At 71.8% G+C, this 17375-nt stretch carries 18 protein-coding genes; 17 read left to right on the top strand and 1 reads right to left on the bottom strand.

The features are described 5' to 3' along the window. Positions 1–8: 8 nt before the first annotated feature. From QRT05_RS08050 to QRT05_RS08030, 5 genes are all read left to right on the top strand, one after another. Complete coding sequence (locus QRT05_RS08050) at positions 9–1205, top strand: glycosyltransferase family 4 protein (RefSeq protein ID WP_289447385.1); 1197 nt, start codon at positions 9–11, stop codon at positions 1203–1205. Next, the gene (locus QRT05_RS08045) at positions 1202–1879 is read left to right on the top strand and encodes a hypothetical protein (RefSeq protein ID WP_289446567.1); all 678 of its coding nucleotides are present in this window, start codon (positions 1202–1204) and stop codon (positions 1877–1879) included. Before QRT05_RS08050 ends, QRT05_RS08045 begins: the two co-directional genes overlap by 4 nt. 100 nt (positions 1880–1979) lie before the next feature. Further along, positions 1980–2882, top strand: coding sequence for a pyridoxal 5'-phosphate synthase lyase subunit PdxS (gene pdxS, locus QRT05_RS08040; protein WP_289446566.1), 903 nt, complete (start codon positions 1980–1982; stop codon positions 2880–2882). After that, positions 2879–3460 carry an NUDIX hydrolase gene (locus QRT05_RS08035; protein WP_289446565.1) on the top strand — a complete coding sequence of 194 codons (582 nt, stop codon included), beginning with the start codon at positions 2879–2881 and terminating at the stop codon, positions 3458–3460. The genes pdxS and QRT05_RS08035 overlap by 4 nt, the downstream gene beginning before the upstream one ends. A gap of 227 nt (positions 3461–3687) precedes the next feature. Beyond that, entirely contained in the window at positions 3688–4983 is a 1296-nt protein-coding gene (locus QRT05_RS08030) for an HNH endonuclease signature motif containing protein (RefSeq protein WP_289446564.1), read from the top strand. A 17-nt stretch (positions 4984–5000) separates the two neighbouring features. Here the strand turns inward: QRT05_RS08030 and kynU are convergent, their stop codons facing one another. Continuing rightward, the gene (gene kynU, locus QRT05_RS08025; RefSeq protein ID WP_289446563.1) at positions 5001–6236 is read right to left on the bottom strand and encodes a kynureninase; all 1236 of its coding nucleotides are present in this window, start codon (positions 6234–6236) and stop codon (positions 5001–5003) included. Between the two features lie 68 nt (positions 6237–6304). Between kynU and QRT05_RS08020 the strand changes: the two genes are divergently transcribed. The 12 genes from QRT05_RS08020 (at position 6305) to QRT05_RS07965 (ending at position 17327) form a co-directional block, all read left to right on the top strand. Next, positions 6305–7513 (top strand): pyridoxal phosphate-dependent aminotransferase, encoded by a 1209-nt coding sequence (locus QRT05_RS08020; RefSeq protein WP_289446562.1) that lies wholly within the window; start codon positions 6305–6307, stop codon positions 7511–7513. Between the two features lie 21 nt (positions 7514–7534). Further along, entirely contained in the window at positions 7535–8134 is a 600-nt protein-coding gene (pdxT, locus tag QRT05_RS08015; RefSeq protein WP_289446560.1) for a pyridoxal 5'-phosphate synthase glutaminase subunit PdxT, read from the top strand. A gap of 64 nt (positions 8135–8198) precedes the next feature. Beyond that, entirely contained in the window at positions 8199–8954 is a 756-nt protein-coding gene (locus QRT05_RS08010) for a YebC/PmpR family DNA-binding transcriptional regulator (RefSeq protein ID WP_289446559.1), read from the top strand. Positions 8955–9045: 91 nt separating this feature from the next. Next, positions 9046–9612, top strand: a complete 567-nt coding sequence (gene ruvC, locus QRT05_RS08005) for a crossover junction endodeoxyribonuclease RuvC (RefSeq protein ID WP_289446557.1) — start codon at positions 9046–9048, stop codon at positions 9610–9612. Between the two features lie 70 nt (positions 9613–9682). After that, entirely contained in the window at positions 9683–10306 is a 624-nt protein-coding gene (locus QRT05_RS08000; protein WP_289446556.1) for a DUF6318 family protein, read from the top strand. Positions 10307–10314: 8 nt separating this feature from the next. Then, positions 10315–11148 (top strand): hypothetical protein, encoded by an 834-nt coding sequence (locus tag QRT05_RS07995; RefSeq protein ID WP_289446555.1) that lies wholly within the window; start codon positions 10315–10317, stop codon positions 11146–11148. A 134-nt stretch (positions 11149–11282) separates the two neighbouring features. After that, positions 11283–11900 (top strand): Holliday junction branch migration protein RuvA, encoded by a 618-nt coding sequence (gene ruvA, locus QRT05_RS07990; RefSeq protein WP_289446554.1) that lies wholly within the window; start codon positions 11283–11285, stop codon positions 11898–11900. After that, entirely contained in the window at positions 11893–12954 is a 1062-nt protein-coding gene (gene ruvB, locus QRT05_RS07985) for a Holliday junction branch migration DNA helicase RuvB (RefSeq protein WP_289446553.1), read from the top strand. The genes ruvA and ruvB overlap by 8 nt, the downstream gene beginning before the upstream one ends. Before the next feature lie 231 nt (positions 12955–13185). Then, complete coding sequence (gene yajC / locus QRT05_RS07980; protein WP_289446552.1) at positions 13186–13647, top strand: preprotein translocase subunit YajC; 462 nt, start codon at positions 13186–13188, stop codon at positions 13645–13647. Between the two features lie 85 nt (positions 13648–13732). Beyond that, positions 13733–15691: a protein translocase subunit SecD gene (secD, locus tag QRT05_RS07975; protein WP_289446551.1), complete on the top strand. Its 1959-nt coding sequence runs from the start codon at positions 13733–13735 to the stop codon at positions 15689–15691. Further along, complete coding sequence (secF, locus tag QRT05_RS07970) at positions 15691–16782, top strand: protein translocase subunit SecF (protein ID WP_289446550.1); 1092 nt, start codon at positions 15691–15693, stop codon at positions 16780–16782. The genes secD and secF overlap by 1 nt, the downstream gene beginning before the upstream one ends. Beyond that, positions 16779–17327 (top strand): adenine phosphoribosyltransferase, encoded by a 549-nt coding sequence (locus QRT05_RS07965; protein WP_289446549.1) that lies wholly within the window; start codon positions 16779–16781, stop codon positions 17325–17327. Before secF ends, QRT05_RS07965 begins: the two co-directional genes overlap by 4 nt. Positions 17328–17375: the final 48 nt, after the last annotated feature.

Genomic DNA, 17375 nt, shown 5'->3' with positions numbered 1-17375 from the left:
CCCGGCCGCTGCGCGTGGGCATCGTCTGCCCGTACTCCTTCGACGTCCCGGGCGGTGTGCAGTTCCACGTCCGCGACCTTGCGGAGGCCCTGCTCGCCCGCGGGCACGACGTCTCGGTGCTGGCGCCCGCGGACGACGAGACGCCCGTGCCCCCGTACCTCACGGCCGCCGGCCGCGCGGTCCCGGTGCGATACAACGGCTCGGTCGCGCGCCTCTCCTTCGGCCCCGTGACCGCCGCACGAGCGCGCAAGTGGCTCTCGGCGGGCCAGTTCGACGTGCTGCACCTGCACGAGCCCGTGACGCCGAGCCTGTCGATGCTCGCGCTGTGGATCGCTGACGGCCCGGTCGTCGCGACGTTCCACACGTCGATGGCACGCTCGCGCCCTCTGCAGGTCGCCTTCCCCCTGGTGCGGCAGTCGATGGAGAAGATCGTCGCGCGCATCGCGGTGTCCGAGGACGCGCGGCGCACGCTCGTCGAGCACCTCGGGGGCGACGCGGTCGTCATTCCCAACGGCGTGTACGTGGACGCGTTCGCCGAGGCGCAGCCCGACCCGCGCTGGACGGGCACGCCCGAGCGCCCGACGCTCGCGTTCCTCGGCCGGCTCGACGAGAGCCGCAAGGGCCTGTCCGTCATGCTCGGCGCGGTCGGCCACGTGCTGGACCACGTGCCCGGTGCGCGCTTCCTGGTCGCCGGTCGTGGCGAGACCGGTGAGCAGCAGGCACGCGAGATCCTCGGCGACCGGGCGGGCGCCGTGGAGTTCCTGGGCGGGGTCTCCGACGAGGACAAGGCCCGGCTCCTGTCGTCGGTCGACGTCTACATCGCGCCGCAGACCGGTGGCGAGAGCTTCGGGATCGTGCTCGTGGAGGCGATGAGCGCCGGTGCCGCGGTGGTGGCGAGCGACCTGGGCGCGTTCTCGCGCGTGCTCGACGACGGGGCCGCCGGCGTGCTGTTCCGCACGGGCGACTCGGCCGACCTGGCACGCACGCTCGTCGAGGTGCTCGCCGACCCGGCCCGCCGGGCCGACGTGGTGGCCCGCGCGCGCGAGGTGGTGCGCCGCTACGACTGGTCGGCCGTGACGGACCAGGTGCTCGCCGTCTACGAGATGGCCGTGGCGGGCCGCGACGCGCCCGTGGGCGAGGACCCGTCGTCGCTGCGTGGCGCACGGCTGCTGGAGCTGCGGCGTGGGCGAGGGGAGGGCCGATGAGCTGGTCGGACAACGCGGTCGTCGTGCTGGCGATCGTCGCGCTCGTGGTGTGGTGGCTGTGGGTCACCGCCTCGCGCCTCGACCGGCTGCACCGCAAGGTGGGTGCCGCACGCGCGGTCGTCGACACGCAGCTGATCCGGCGCGCGACGGCGGCCGCCGAGCTGGCCACCTCGAGCCTGCTCGACCCGGTGAGCTCCGTCCTGGTCGGCCAGGCCGCCTGGACCGCGCTGTCGGCCGGGGGGAGCGACGCCGAGACGACGCCCGGGCTGCCGACCGAGCTGCGGGCGCTGCTCGCGGTCGACCCCCGAGGTCCCGTCGCGCCGTCCTCGCTCGCCGAGCAGATCTCCGAGCGGGGCCGGATCGAGAGCGAGCTGTCCGCCACGCTCCGCGAGGTGCTGTCCGACCCTGCCGAGGTGGCGGCTCTGCGGGCGGAGCCGGGTGGCGACGAGCTGCTCGACGACCTGGGTTCCGCCTGGTACCGGGTGCAGCTGTCCCGACGCTTCCACAACGAGGCCGTCGCGCAGACCCGGCGGATGCGCCGGGGCGTGCTGGTCCGCGCCCTCCGGCTCGCGGGGCACGCCCCGGAACCGCGCACGCTCGAGCTCGACGACGAGTGGCCGGACGCGCTGGGGCGGCCCGGAGTGCGCTCGTCGGAGGCCGTGAACGGCGGCTGAGACACGCACCGGGCGCCGGTGGCCACGCATTACGATGAATGTTCGAGCCGCCCTCCGCGGCGGCTCCTCCCACACCGCACCATGATCTGTGAGGCTTGACGTGAGCAGCGAGAACACCCAGCCCACCACCGGCACCGCGCGCGTCAAGCGCGGCATGGCCGAGATGCTCAAGGGCGGCGTCATCATGGACGTCGTCAACGCCGAGCAGGCCAAGATCGCCGAGGACGCCGGCGCGGTCGCCGTCATGGCGCTCGAGCGGGTCCCCGCCGACATCCGCGCCCAAGGCGGCGTCGCGCGCATGAGCGACCCCGACCTGATCGACGGCATCATCGAGGCCGTCTCGATCCCCGTGATGGCGAAGGCGCGCATCGGCCACTTCGTCGAGGCGCAGGTGCTGCAGTCCCTCGGCGTCGACTACATCGACGAGTCCGAGGTGCTGACCCCGGCCGACTACGAGCACCACATCGACAAGTGGGCCTTCACGGTTCCCTTCGTCTGCGGTGCCACCAACCTGGGCGAGGCCCTGCGCCGGATCACCGAGGGCGCGGCCATGATCCGCTCCAAGGGCGAGGCCGGCACGGGCGACGTCTCCAACGCCACCACCCACATGCGCACGCTGCGCGACCAGATCCGTCGCCTGACGTCGCTGCCGGAGGACGAGCTGTTCGTCGCGGCCAAGGAGCTGCAGGCGCCGTACGAGCTGGTCAAGGAGGTCGCGGCCGCGGGCAAGCTGCCCGTCGTGCTCTTCACGGCCGGTGGCATCGCGACCCCGTCCGACGCAGCCATGATGATGCAGCTGGGTGCCGAGGGCGTGTTCGTCGGCTCGGGCATCTTCAAGTCGGGCAACCCGGCCGAGCGCGCCGCCGCCATCGTCAAGGCGACGACGTTCTACGACGACCCGGACGTCATCGCCAAGGTCTCGCGCGGTCTCGGCGAGGCGATGGTCGGCATCAACGTCGAGGACGTCCCGGAGCCGCACCGCCTCGCCGAGCGCGGTTGGTGACCTCGCAGGACGTGACTCCGGAGGCCGAGGGTGCGCCCTCGGCCTCCGGCTTGCCGCCCGAGTGGGTGCGCGGCGAGGACGGGCTGCTGTTCCGCCGCGCCGCGCGCGTGATCCTGCTCGACGAGGCCGACCGCGTGCTGCTCATCCGCGGGCACGACCAGGACCAGCCGGAGCGCTCGTGGTGGTTCACCATCGGGGGCGGGATCGACGCGGGGGAGTCGTCGGCCGACGCGGCCCTGCGCGAGGTACGCGAGGAGACCGGTCTGGTGCTCGCGCGCGAGCAGCTCGTCGGGCCCGTGTTCACGCGGTCGGCGATCTTCGACTTCTTCTCCGAGCACTGCCGCCAGGACGAGGTCATCTACCTCGCACGCGTGCCGGCGGCGTCGTTCGTCGGCACCGACCGCTCGGGCTGGACGGCGCTCGAGCAGGACGTCATCGACGAGCTGCGCTGGTGGTCGCTCGACGAGCTCGCCGAGGTGTCCCTCGAGGTGTTCCCCGAGGGGCTCGTGGGTCTGGTCCGTGGCCTGCTGCCTGCGTGGGACGGCACGACCACGCACCTGGGGCTGGCGCGCGAGTAGATCGGGCCCGCTTCGGCCGCTCCGCTTCCCGTTGGCGGGGTCGTGTCGGTGGTCGGTCGTACAGTTGTTCGAGTCAGGTTCGGACGACGACGGGGGGCGCGGTGACTCTGCCCGGCGGATTCGTGCGGTCCAGCCGCCACGCGACTGCGGGTGGCCCGCTGCCCGCCGTGGCTGTCGAGAGCCAGCCGCTGCCTGCGGCGTCGGACCACGGTGTGCCGACGTTTCCCGTGGCAGCCACGCTGACCCAGGTCGCGGCCCACCTGGAGTCCGTCGACGTCTCGTCCCTGACCGCCGCGGAGCTCGTCGAGGTGGTGACGGGCTGGCAGCAGGCGGCTTCGATGGTCGCCGCGCACCAGGCCGCAGCAATCTCGGAGCTGATGGCGCGACGCACCCCGATGGGTGACTTCGTGACCGACGAGCTCGCGTGCGCGATGGTGACCACGGCCGCGTCGGTCGAGGTCCTGGCCGGCCGGGCGGCCGGGATCCACGCCCACCCGTGCCTCGCCGACGCGCTCCGGGCCGGGACCATCGACGTCCGCAAGGTCGACACGATCCTCGACGGGACGCTCGCCCTCGGGCTGGGCGCCGCACGCGACCACCTCGTCGTCGAGGCCACCGAGGTGGCAGCCGGGCTCACGCCTCCCCAGCTCGTGCGGTGGCTGCGCCGGCACGTGCTGATGATCGACCCGCAGATCGCCGCGAAGCGGTCGAAGGCGGCCCGCGCGGACCGCGGCGTCGAGCTGCAGTGGGCGAACGACTCGATGGCCCGCCTGATCGCCTTCCTGCCGGCCGAGGATGCCGTCGCGGCGTTCACCGTCCTCGACGCCCTCGCCGGCACGTCGGACGACACCTGCGCGGGCCGCAGCGTCCACCAGCGGCGTGCGGACGCGTTCGCGGACGTCTTCGGGTCGATCATCGACACCCAGCGGACCCCGGGCGGGGACCTCGTGCCGCGACGCCACGGCCAGCGCGCAAACCTGCACGTGACGGCAGCCGCGACCACCCTCCTCGGCCTGGACGAGCTGCCGGGTGAGCTGGCCGGGTACGGGCCCATCCCCGCCTCGGTGGTGCGCGCCCTGGCGCAGGACGCGACCTGGCGGCGGATCTTCACCGATCCGGCGACGGGCGCGTTCCTGGGCTGCGGGACGCGCACCTACCGCCCTGGGGCCGACCTGACCCGCACGGTTCAGGCACGAGACGTGACGTGCACCTACCCCGGCTGCCGCCAGCCAGCGACGCGCACCGAGCTCGACCACGTGGTCCCCTTCGACCGGTCGCGAGCGGCGAGCGAGCAGACGATCGAGGCGAACCTGCACGCCTTGTGCAAGCGCCACCACCAGGCCAAGACCGCGAAGGTCTGGAACGTCAGACGGGACCGGGCCACGGGGAACACCGTCTGGACCAGCCCGCTGGGGATCACCTACTACCGGTCACCCGTGCCGGTGCACGTGAGCCCGAAGCTCTTCGAGCCGACCGGTCACCGTCGGCCCCCACCGACGTACGCCGGTGACCCACCGTTCTAGGCCTGCGGCGTCGCAGCTCAGGTGACCGCGTTGCGCGTGGTGAACGCCGGGTCGAGGTGCTCGTCGGCCGCGAGGACGTGCGCCAGGTGGTCGGCGGCGGTCAGCATGTCGGCGTGCGTCAGGTAGGGCGCCGCGACGCCCAGCCGCACGATGTCCGGCGTGCGGAAGTCGCCGACGACGCCGCGTGCGATGAGCGCCTGCACCACGCCGTAGGCGTCAGGGTGGCGCACCGCGACCTGCGACCCGCGGCTCTCGTCGTCGGGTGACGCGTACGCCGTGCCGGGCACGAGGACGTCGATGCACTCACGCAGGAACGCCGTCAGGGACAGAGACCGCTCACGGACGGCAGCGATGTCGACGCCGTCGAACGCGGACAGCGCGGCCTCGAGGGCGATCATCGAGAGCATGGGCGGCGTCCCGATGCGGGCGCGGTCGATCCCGGCGGCGGGGCGGTACCCGCCGCTCATGGCGAAGGGCTCCGCATGACCGTGCCAACCCGGCACGATGTTGGCGAAGCCGTCGTGGTGCTCGGCGGCGACGTACAGGAAGGCCGGCGCGCCGGGACCCCCGTTGAGGTACTTGTAGCCGCAGCCCATCGCGAGGTCGACGCGGTGCTCGTCGAGCCCGATCGGGACGGCGCCCGCGGAGTGGCACAGGTCCCACACGGCAAGCGCCCCGGCGTCGTGCGCCGCGCGGGTCACCGTCGGCAGGTCCCAGAGCCGGCCCGTGCGGTAGTCGACGTGCGAGTACACGACCGCCGCGACGTCCTGGCTGCCGGCGAGCCTGGCCGGAGCCTCGTCGGGCGTCACGTGCTCGACGATCCAGCCGACCTGACGCGCGACGCCGTCGAGCACGTAGAGGTCGGTCGGGAAGGTCGCGGGATCCGCGAGCACCACGCGACGGTCGCTGCGCAGCGCGGCGGCGGCATGCAGCGCCTGGTGCAGGCGCACGCTGGTCGAGTCGCCGACCACCACCTGGCCGGCGGCAGCCCCGACGAGGCGGCCGAGCCGGTCGCCTACGCGGCGCGGAGTGTCCCACCAGCCGTGCGTGTTCCACGAGGTGATGAGGTCCCGGCCCCACTGGACCTCGACGGCGTCGCTGACCGCGCCCACGACGGCACGGGGGAGCGCACCGAGCGAGTTGCCGTCGAGGTACACGACGCCGTCCGGCAGGGCGAACCGCTCGCGCAGGTCGGTGGCCTGGTGTCGCTCGTCGAGCGCGGCGGCTCGGGTACGCAGGGCGTCGGTGCTCACGACGTGCGAGTTTACGCGGCGTACTGGTCGGTAACCTCGGCGTGACCTGGGAGCGGTACCGTCGCTCGATGGCCACCGTCTCATCGTCAGCGCCCAGCGCCCGCATACCGCTCAGCGGGATCCGCACCCTGATGGAGGTCGCGCTGCGCGACCCAGAGGCGATCCACCTCGAGATCGGCGAACCCGACGCTCGGCCGGCGGAGCACGTCGTCGCCGCGGCGGCCCGGGCGGCGTACGACGGGCTCACGGGCTACACGTCGAGCCTCGGTCTGGACGCCTTGCGGGAGGCCGCCGCGGACCGCGTGACCCGGCGGCACGGCTTCGAGGCCCAGCCGCATCAGGTCGTCGTGACGCACGGGGCGATGCACGGCCTGGCAATGACCATGGCGACGCTGCTGGGCCCGGGAGACGACGTCCTGGTCCCGGACCCGACGTTCCCCAACTGGGCGATGGCCGCGGCGGCCGCCGGCGCCCGCGTGGTCACCTATCCCACCCGGGCCGCCGACGGGTTCGTGCCACGGTTGGACGAGCTCGAGGCCTCGATCACGCCGCGCACGCGTGCCCTCATCGTCTGCTCGCCCAACAACCCGACGGGCGCCGTGTACCCGGCGGCGATCCTCGAAGGGATCGTCGAGCTCGCCCGCAAGCACGACCTGTGGGTCCTGTCCGACGAGTGCTACGAGGCCATCACCTTCGGGGTCCCGCACGTGAGCACCGCGACGTTCGACACCGACGGGCGGGTGCTGACCTTCTTCAGCCTCTCGAAGGCCCATGCGATGACGGGGTGGCGCGTGGGTTACGCGGTCGTGCCGGACGCGTCCGTCGTCGAGCGCATCGGCCACCTGGCCGAGGCGAGCGTCGCGTGCCCCTCCACGCCGGGCCAGTACGGCGCGATCGCGGCCCTGACCGGTCCGCAGGACCACGTCCACGCGGCGGTCGAGTCGTACTGGGACCGGCGCGACCTGGCGGTCGCGCTGCTGCGCGAGCGCGGGATCTCGCACGTCGAGCCCGACGGCGCCTTCTACCTCATGGTGGGGGTCGGCGCCGCGGACACCGAGGCGTTTGCGCTGGACCTGCTCGCCCGGCGACACGTCGCGGTCGCTCCCGGCGCGACGTTCGGCGACCGCGGTGCGGGGATGGTGCGCGTGAGTCTCGCCGCGCCGCGCGACTTGCTCGTCGAAGGGCTCGGGCGACTGGCCGACGAGGTGGCGAGCACGTCGACCGCGCCCAGGGCGGGCGCATCCAGCCTGAGGGCGGCCGCGGCCCACGCGCGCTGAGCCGACCTAGGATGGCCGACCGTGACACCCACCATCGGAGTTCTGGCCCTGCAGGGAGACGTGCGCGAGCACGTCCACGCGCTCGAGTCGGTGGGGGCCACGGCCGTCGGGGTGCGGCGCGTCTCGGAGCTGGACGCGGTCGACGCGCTGGTCATCCCCGGCGGCGAGTCCACGACGATCGACAAGCTGCTGCGCGCGTTCGAGCTGTTCGAGCCGATCCAGCAGAGGCTGCGCGACGGGATGCCCGCCTACGGGTCCTGCGCCGGGATGATCCTCCTGGCCGACCGCGTGATCGGCGGGATCGAGGGCCAGCGGACGCTCGGCGGCGTCGACGTCACCGTGCGGCGCAACGCCTTCGGGCGCCAGGTCGACTCGTTCGAGACGGACCTCGCGATCGAGGGCGTCGAGGGCCCGCTGCACGCGGTGTTCATCCGCGCGCCGTGGGTCGAGGAGGTGGGTCCGGCCGCGCGCGTCGTCGGCCGCGTGGAAACGGGGCCCGCCGCCGGTAGGATCGTGGCGGTCCGTCAGGGGCCCCTGCTCGTGACCTCGTTCCATCCGGAGGTCACCGGGGACACCCGGGTGCACCAGTCGTTCGTGCAGATCGTCCGCGAGAGCCTGTGAGCACGCGGCCCGTCCGGGCCGCGCAGCGGGCTCGTCGGCGGGGAGCAAAGGGGTAGCAGAGGCGATGTCGGGTCACTCCAAGTGGGCCACCACCAAGCACAAGAAGGCCGTGGTCGACGCCAAGCGGAGCAAGCTCTTCGCGAAGCTCATCAAGAACGTCGAGGTAGCCGCGCGTACCGGCGGCGGTGACCTCGCGGGCAACCCCACGCTCTTCGACGCCGTGCAGAAGGCGAAGAAGAGCTCGGTCCCGATCGACAACATCAACCGTGCGGTCAAGCGCGGCTCCGGCCAGGAGGCCGGCGGCGCCGACTACACGACCATCATGTACGAGGGCTACGGCGCCGGCGGTGTCGCCGTGCTCGTGGAATGCCTCACGGACAACCGGAACCGTGCCGCGTCCGACGTGCGCGTCGCGTTCACGCGCAACGGCGGCCAGATGGCCGATCCCGGCTCCGTGTCCTACCTCTTCTCGCGCAAGGGTGTCGTCATCGTGCCCAAGGAGGGGACCGACGAAGACGCCGTCATGGAGGCCGTGCTCGAGGCCGGTGGCGAGGAGGTCACCGACCTCGGTGAGGCGTTCGAGGTGCTCTCGGAGGCGACCGACCTGGTGCCCGTCCGCACGGCCCTGCAGGACGCGGGCATCGAGTACGACTCGGCCGACGTCGTGTTCTGGCCCGCCACGCAGATCCAGGTGGACGTGGAGGGCGCGCGCAAGATCCTGCGACTGATCGACGCGCTCGAGGACTCGGACGACGTGCAGAACGTCTACGCGAACTTCGACGCCTCCGACGAGGTCATGGCGCAGCTCGAAGAGGACTGATCCATCGCCCGCGGGCCCGTGATCCGGACAGATCACGGGCCCGCGGCGTGTGCTGGGCCGTGGGACGACGACCGTTTGCGACGATGCCGACGTGCGCGTGCTCGGAGTGGACCCCGGACTGACCCGCTGCGGCCTCGGGGTCGTCGACGGGCTGGCCAGCCGGCGCGCGTCCCTTGTCGCCGTCGGAGTGGCGCGGTCCGACCCCGCGCTCGAGGTGGATCAGCGACTGTTCGCGATCGAGTCCCAGATCGAGGAGTGGCTCGAGACCTACGCGCCCGACACCGTGGCGGTGGAGCGCGTGTTCGCGCAGCACAACGTCAGCACCGTGATGGGCACGGCCCAGGTGGCCGGCCTCGCGATGGTCGCTGCCGCGCGGCGACGCATCCCGGTCGCGCTGCACACGCCGTCGGAGGTGAAGGCGGCCGTCACCGGTTCCGGCCGCGCCGACAAGCTCCAGGTCCAGACCATGGTGGCCCGGCTCCTCTCGCTCGACGCGCTGCCCAAGCCCGCCGACGCCGCCGACGCCCTCGCGCTGGCCATCTGCCACCTGTGGCGGCCCGCCGGGGCGCTCGGGGCGCCGCAGCGCGCGCCCGGTTCGCTCACCGCCGCGCAGCGTGCGTGGGCGGCTGCCGAGCAGGCGGCGCGCGCCCGGGGCTGATCTGCCCGGTTGTCCACAGATCTCGGCGAACGCCTGCGGGGGAGTGTCCGCTTTGGATAGGTTCGCGCCCATGCTTCGCGACGTGCGCATCCTCCTCACGGCCCTGGTGCTGGCCGGAACGCTCGCGGCGTGCTCGCCCGATGATGCGCCGGTTGCTCAGCCGACTGGGAGCCCGTCGCAGGTGAGCGCTGCGCCGACTGTGACTCCTGTGCCGTCGGCGAGTGCTATGCCGTCCGTGGAGCCGGTGGCGGATGTGACGGTGGCGCCGGAGCGTCCGGCGGCGTTGGACGAGAAGCCGTCGAGAACTGGTTCTGTCGCAGTCGGCTCGTACTTCATGCAGCTCTTTCCATACGCCAGTGCGACCGGAGACTTGGACCTTTGGAACTCCCTCAGCGATGAAGCATGCGAGTTCTGTGCCAGTACTCGTGCTGGTGTGAAGGCGAACGGCGACGCAGGTCTCCACGATGTAGGTGGCGCGCTTCGCGTGCTCCGATCGGCTTCGCGAGAGGTGGTCAAGGACCAGACCTACTCGGTTCGGCTCGATGTTGAACAGAGTGCGTCACGGTCAGTTGATGCCGGTGGCGTGACGGTCAAGAGCTACCCAGGGCCAAAGTCGCTTCGTGTCACGCTCGTCATCAACTGGGATGGCGGGTGGCTGATTCGGGGTGTTCAAGTCGACCCTCTGAAGTCATGAAGCGAGCGTTGATCGGCGCACTGCTCGCACTCGCTCTCGTGACGATCGCTGGGCCTTCCTTCGCGGGCGATATTGAAGCGAAGTCAGATGACGACGTCGTGGAGTTGACCGCGCAGGCAGCCAATCGGCAGCGGATCGTCGACGATTCGAGCGAGCCCGATCCCAAGAAGCGCCTCACTGACTGGATGCAGTCGCCTTCCTGCGCGGGAGATGGCACGTACACGACTGCCCTGAACTTCTCCTCGACCTACCCATGTGACCTGATTCCGTCGCCGGCCGTCCAGATCGACTGCGACGGAGACGAGCCGCAACAGCCGTGGTGGAGCCGTACGCGGACCGATCCGGCCGCACCGTGGGGCGAGTGGCAGCAGCGGACCGACTGGTACTGCCCGGTCGACCTGCTGCCGACGCTCACGCAAGAGGACTTCCGCCGTCTCCCGATCGCGCCGTCGTCGCTCACCATCCAGCCGGATCGAGGCTGGGTGCTGGTGAACAAGGAGACGATCGCGTACTCCGACGACGACGAGCAGTCGCTGCGGACGCAGGTGCTCGGTGTCGGCGTGGACGTCGTCGTCAAGCCGGAGTCGTTCACGTGGACGTTCGGCGATGGCAAGCCGTTCACGACCGACGGGCCGGGCCGCGCATATCCGCAGCAGTACGTCTCGCGCGTGTTCAAGCGACTGGGCGAGGCAACGATCACGCTCACCACCACATGGTCGGGTCGGTATCGGGTGGACGGCAGCGCGCGCTGGCGGGACGTGGTGGGCACGGCCACGACGACGACCGTGAGCCCTGCGTTCGAGGTGGTCGAGCGGCGCTCGGTGCTCGTCGATCGGGGGTGAAACCGGCCGGAGCGAGCGACGGGGCACACGGACCCCCGATAGGCGTGTCCTCGTACAGACGTTCGGATGCCTGTGGCACAGTGGTCGCTGCGCGCGGTACGTGCGCTCGGGGTCGCGAGAACGGGGAGGCGCGCGTGATCGCGTCGGTGCATGGCACGGTGCAGAAGGTGCGGCTCGACGCCGCGGTCATCGAGGTGGGCGGCGTCGGCATGCTCGTGCAGGCCACTCCGGCGACACTCGCAGGCCTGCGCGTCGGCGCCAGCGCCACGCTGCACACCTCTCTGGTGGTGCGCGAGGACTCCTTGACCTTGTTCGGCTTCGCGGACGACGACGAGCGGGAGGTCTTCGAGATCGTCCAGACGGTGAGCGGGGTCGGGCCTCGCCTCGCGCTGGCCATGCTCGCCGTGCACACGCCGGACGGGCTGAGGCGTGCGGTGGTCGACGAGGACCTCAAGGCGCTCGAGCGCGTCCCCGGAATCGGCCGCAAGGGTGCGCAGCGCATCGTGCTGGAGCTCAAGGACCGCATCGGAGCGCCCGCTCCGGTGTCCGTCTCGGGGATCCCGCCGGTGGTCGTCGCCGGTGACCGTCGCGACCAGGTGGTCGAGGCGCTGGTCGGGCTCGGGTGGAGCGCGCGCGTCGCCGACGACGCGGTGACCACCGTGCTCGACGGCGTCGAAGGCCCCGTCGGCCCTGACGAGGTGGCCGGCGTGCTGCGCGCGGCACTGCGCACGCTCGGGGGCGGGCGTGCCTGACTTCGACGAGGACGAGCTGGTGACCGAGCGGTTCGCCGCGGAGTCGCTGGTGCGGACCGGCGCCGACGACGTCGAGCGCGCGGCCGAGGCGGCGCTCCGCCCTCGGCGGCTCGAGGAGTTCGTCGGGCAGCGCGTGGTTCGCGAGCAGCTCTCGTTGGTCCTCGAGGCCGCGCGCAACCGTGGCAGGGCGCCTGACCACGTCCTGCTGTCGGGTCCGCCGGGGCTGGGCAAGACCACGCTCGCCATGATCATTGCCGCCGAGATGGGCGCGTCGTTGCGCGTGACCAGCGGCCCCGCCATCCAGCACGCGGGTGACCTCGCGGCGGTGCTGTCCTCGCTCGAGGAGGGCGAGGTGCTGTTCATCGACGAGATCCACCGGCTGGCGAGGCCGGCCGAAGAGCTGCTGTACGTCGCCATGGAGGACTTCCGCGTCGACGTCGTCGTGGGCAAGGGCGCGGGAGCGAGCGCCATCCCGCTCGCGCTGCCGCCGTTCACCGTGGTGGGTGCCACCACGCGTGCCGGGCTGCTCCCGGCGCCGCTGCGTGACAGGTTCGGGTTCACCGGGCATCTCGACTTCTACGACGCCGACGAGCTCGAGCGCGTGCTGGTGCGCTCCGCCGGGTTGCTGGGCGTCCCCCTGTCTCACGACGCCGCGGCGGAGATCGCCTCGCGCTCCCGAGGCACGCCCCGCATCGCCAACCGCCTCCTGCGTCGCGTGCGCGACTGGGCGGAGGTCCGCGGCGACGGCAACCTGACGCTTGAGGCGGCGCGCGCGGCGCTGACGGTCTACGAGGTCGACGAGCGCGGTCTCGACCGACTCGACCGGGCCGTCCTGACCGCTCTCTGCACGCGGTTCGGCGGGGGGCCGGTGGGCCTGACAACCCTCGCGGTCGCCGTGGGGGAAGAACCAGAGACGGTGGAGACCGTCGCGGAGCCCTTCCTGTTCCGCGAGGGGTTCGTCGGCCGGACCCCGAGGGGTCGGATCGCGATGCCGCCCGCGTGGACGCACCTCGGGATGTCCGTGCCGCGGGACCAGGGCGCGCTGTTCGGCTGACGCCGACGAGCAGACACCGACCGGCACACTGAGCAGCGAACACCCACCAGCTGACGCGATCCGCGCAGGCGGGCGACTACAGTTCCTCCCGGAGGCCCACCGGGGCCGCGACTCCTGGTGGCCGCAGGCGGCTCGTCGGGGAGGCGGGAACCCCGTGCACCGACTGCGCGTTGGAGCGGCGGGCCGCTGCGCCTAGACTGCGGCCGACACGCCCGACCCGAAGGAATTCTTGTGACCAACCACGCCGAAGTGATCGCCGCAGGTACGAGTGGCAGCGGTGGCGGCAGCAACTACTCGTTCCTGCTGATCCTCGCCCTCGCGGTCGGAGCCTTCTGGCTGATGTCCCGCCGGACGCGCAAGCAGCAGAAGGCCCAGCAGGAGTTCCGCAACACGCTCCAGCCGGGCGACGAGGTCATGACGGGTTCGGGTCTTTTCGGCACGGTCGTCGCTGTCGACGACGAGGCGATCACCCTCGAGTCCGAGCCCGGTGGCGGCCGCACGCGCTGGATCCGCGCGGCGATCGCCAAGAAGATCGAGCCGCCCGTGGACGAGCCGGCCGACGAGTGGCGCGACGACGCCGACGACGACGCGATCAGCGTGCCGGACGACCTGTCGTCCCTGCCGTCGCTGACCAAGGACGAGCCGAAGGACGCCCGGGGCGCCGCCGACAAGGACGAGCCCGACACCAAGTAACCGCAGGCGTCCGCGGAGGTACCCCGCGGGCCCCCACCCCACCGGCTGGCCGACCAGCCGGTGCGCGCACGAGAGAGAAACTCCGTTGGCTCCTCCCACACGCCGTAGCAGGCCCGTCCGCACGCTCATCTTCCTGGGCGTCATCATCCTGGCGCTGTTCGGGACGATCTGGGCGGGCACCAAGTGGTCTGACGCGACCTGGACGCCCAAGCTCGCGCTCGACCTCGAGGGCGGCACGCAGGTCGTGCTCAAGCCCGTCTCGGAGACGGCGCCCACGAGCGGCCAGATCAACCAGGCCATCAACGTGATCCGCCAGCGCGTGGACGCGTCGGGCGTGTCCGAGGCCGAGATCACGAGCCAGGGCAGCGGGTCCGGCACCACGATCGTCGTCGGCCTGCCGGGAAAGCCCAGCGAGGAGACGCTCAAGTTGGTGCGGACCTCCGCCCAGATGGAGTTCCGTCCCGTGCTGGCGCAGGGTGCGCCCGGCCCGACGGCGAGCGAGGACCCCTCCGCGACGCCGACTGCCGGTGCCACCGACGCGGCGACGCCCGCGCCCACCGCGACGGCGACCGCGGGAGCGAGCAAGCCGGCGGCCACCCCGTCGGCGACGCCGAAGGCCGAGCCGACCCCCGCCTCGACGGAGCCGTCGAAGGCGGCTCCGGACAATCCGAGCGACGTCGCCTACTACGTCACGCCCGCGGTGCAGGAGGAGTACGACAACCTCGACTGCTCCGACCCGAAGAACCTCACCGGTGGCGTCAACGGCGACCCGGAGAAGGCCTTCGTCACCTGCGAGTCGCAGACGATCGGCGGCCAGGTGGTCGGCACGGCGAAGTACATCCTGGGGCCGGTCGAGATCGACGGCGACCGGATCTCGAGCGCCAGCTCGGGCCTCGAGACCCTGCCGTCGGGCGGCGTCGGCAGCGACTGGGTCGTCACGCTCAAGTTCGACTCCAAGGGCGCGAGCCAGTTCGCGGACACCACCGAGCGCCTGTTCCCGCAGCAGCCGCCGCTCAACCAGTTCGGCATCGTGCTCGACGGCCTGGTGGTCTCGGCCCCGTCCGTCAACGGCGTCATCCCCAACGGTGAGGCGACGATCTCGGGCTCGTTCACCCGCGAGTCCGCCGCGAGCCTGGCGCAGCAGCTGAACTTCGGCTCCCTGCCCATGTCCTTCGAGGTGCAGAGCGAGGAGCAGATCTCCGCGACGCTCGGCGCCGACCAGCTGCAGAAGGGCATCCTCGCGGGCCTCATCGGTCTCGCGCTGGTCGTCGTGTACTCGCTCTTCCAGTACCGCGCCCTCGGCCTCGTGACGGTCGCGTCGCTCGTCGTCGCCGGCGTGGTCACCTACGGGATGATCACGCTGATGTCCTGGACGCAGGGATACCGGCTCTCGCTGCCCGGTGTCGCCGGTCTGATCGTCGCGATCGGTATCACCGCCGACTCCTTCATCGTGTACTTCGAGCGCATCCGCGACGAGCTGCGCGAGGGCAGGACCCTCGGCGCCGCAGTCGAGCGTGGTTGGTCGCGCGCACGCCGCACGATCCTGGCGTCCGACGCGGTCAACTTCCTCGCGGCCGTCGTGCTCTACGTGCTCGCGGTCGGTGGCGTGCGTGGCTTCGCCTTCACGCTCGGTCTGACGACCCTCGTCGACATCCTCGTCGTGTTCATGTTCACGCACCCGGTCATGGAGCTGTTGGCCCGGACGAAGTTCTTCTCCGAGGGCCACCGGGCCTCGGGCCTGGACCCGCGCCGCCTCGGCGTCATCGACGCGCCCCGGTACGTGGGTCGTGGCAAGGTCTCGACCCCGCGTCCGGCCGCCGCGAAGGACGACGCGACCGCGGATGACGCCGCGGCCGAGCCCCGCGTCCCCGCCACGGTGGGCACCGCGGGAACCGCGAGCACGACCAGCACCACGAGCGTGACGCCGGAGACGGCGGGCATGACCATCGCCGAGCGGCGCGCCGCGCAGAAGGCGGCCGCCAGCAAGGCGGCTGCGACGGACGAGGACGACGCCCCTGGGCGCACCGACGGGAGTGAGGTCTGATGGCCGCCGGTTTCGCCCAGTGGGGCAACGACCTCTACACGGGGCGTCGGTCGTACGACATCGTCGGTCGCCGTCGCATCTGGTTCACGATCTCGGCGGTGCTGGTGGTGCTGTCGGCACTGCTGCTCGTCAAGCCCGGCCTGAACCCGGGCATCGAGTTCAGCGGCGGCTCGCAGTTCGTCGTGTCCAACGTGGACACCGACGACGAGCAGCTGGCCATCGACACGGTGCAGTCGGTGGCACCCGGTGAGTCGCCCCAGGTGACGGCGATCGGTTCCAGCTCGCTGCGCATCCAGACGGCGACGCTCTCGAACGCCGAGGTCGAGGAGGTCAAGGACGCCCTGATGACGGCGTTCGACGTGACCGAGGACGACATCGGCAGCTCGTTCATCGGCCCGTCGTGGGGCAAGGACATCTCGAAGAAGGCCATCACCGGCATCATCGTGTTCCTGATCTTCGTGACCATCGTCATGACGATCTACTTCCGCAACTGGCGCATGGCGGTCGCGGGTCTCGTCGCCCTGTTCCACGACCTGCTGGTCACCGTGGGCGTCTACGCCGCGATCGGCTGGGAGGTCACGCCGGCGACGGTCATCGGCTTCTTGACCATCCTCGGGTACTCGATCTACGACACGGTCGTGGTGTTCGACAAGGTGCGCGAGAACACCGCGGACACGCTGGACCAGACGCGGTTCACGTACGCCGAGAAGGCGAACCTCGCGATCAACCAGACGCTGGTCCGCTCGATCAACACCTCGGTCGTCGCGCTGCTCCCGGTCGCCGGCATCCTGTTCGTGGGCGCGTTCATCCTCGGGGCAGGCACGCTGCGTGACATCGCACTCGCGCTGTTCGTCGGCATGCTGATCGGCACGTTCTCCTCGGTCTTCCTGGCCACGCCGCTCGAGGTCTCGCTGCGCGAGCGCGAGGCCGCCATCAAGGACCACACGGCCCGCGTGCTCGCCGGCCGGCGTGCAGGTGGCGCCGACGACGCGACGGTGCACGCGGGCTCCGTCAACGCGGCCGGCCAGCTGCGCCCGGGGTCCCACCAGGGCGTCGCGGCCCAGCCCAAGAAGCGCAAGCCCACCCGATGAGCGGACGGACCCCCGAGCTCGAGGCCGCCGCGCGCCGCGTCGAGGAGCTGGTCCGGCTGGTGCCGGACTTCCCCGAGCCGGGGGTCCTGTTCCGTGACATCACGCCGCTGCTCGCCGACGGCGACGCGTTCGCCCAGGTCTGCGCCGCCCTCGCGGTGCAGGCCGGCGGCCCCGTCGACCTGGTGGCGGGGATGGAGGCGCGCGGGTTTCTCCTCGCGGCACCGATCGCCGTGCACCTGGGCGCGGGTCTCATCCCGGTGCGCAAGGCCGGCAAGCTGCCCGGGCCCCTGGCGTCCGAGAGCTACTCGCTCGAGTACGGGGACGCCACCATCGAGCTCCACCCCTCGACCATCCCGGCGGGTGCCCGGGTGCTCGTGGTCGACGACGTGCTGGCCACGGGAGGCACCGCGGCGGCGACGATCAGGCTCGTCGAGCGGTGCGGTGCGACCGTCGTCGGGCTGTCGTTCCTGGTCGAGATCGAGGCCCTGGCCGGCCGCGCGCAGCTGGCGGGGCACGCGGTCCACGCGCTGGTCTCGGTGCCGTGACCTGCACGGCGGGCGTGACTGCCCGTCGGCGGCCGTAGACTCTGCGAA

This window comes from Cellulomonas edaphi, from assembly GCF_030362815.1.
Taxonomy (GTDB): Bacteria; Actinomycetota; Actinomycetes; order Actinomycetales; family Cellulomonadaceae; genus Cellulomonas; species Cellulomonas edaphi.
This window is presented reverse-complemented; position numbering and strand designations above follow the sequence as displayed.

Coding starts and splice junctions, on each gene's coding strand:
- QRT05_RS08045 (WP_289446567.1), top strand. CDS start 1,202: ATGAGCTGGTCGGACAACGCGGTCGTCGTGCTGGCGATCGTCGCGCTC.
- QRT05_RS08020 (WP_289446562.1), top strand. CDS start 6,305: ATGGCCACCGTCTCATCGTCAGCGCCCAGCGCCCGCATACCGCTCAGC.
- QRT05_RS08010 (WP_289446559.1), top strand. CDS start 8,199: ATGTCGGGTCACTCCAAGTGGGCCACCACCAAGCACAAGAAGGCCGTG.
- QRT05_RS08000 (WP_289446556.1), top strand. CDS start 9,683: ATGCTTCGCGACGTGCGCATCCTCCTCACGGCCCTGGTGCTGGCCGGA.
- secF (WP_289446550.1), top strand. CDS start 15,691: ATGGCCGCCGGTTTCGCCCAGTGGGGCAACGACCTCTACACGGGGCGT.
- QRT05_RS07965 (WP_289446549.1), top strand. CDS start 16,779: ATGAGCGGACGGACCCCCGAGCTCGAGGCCGCCGCGCGCCGCGTCGAG.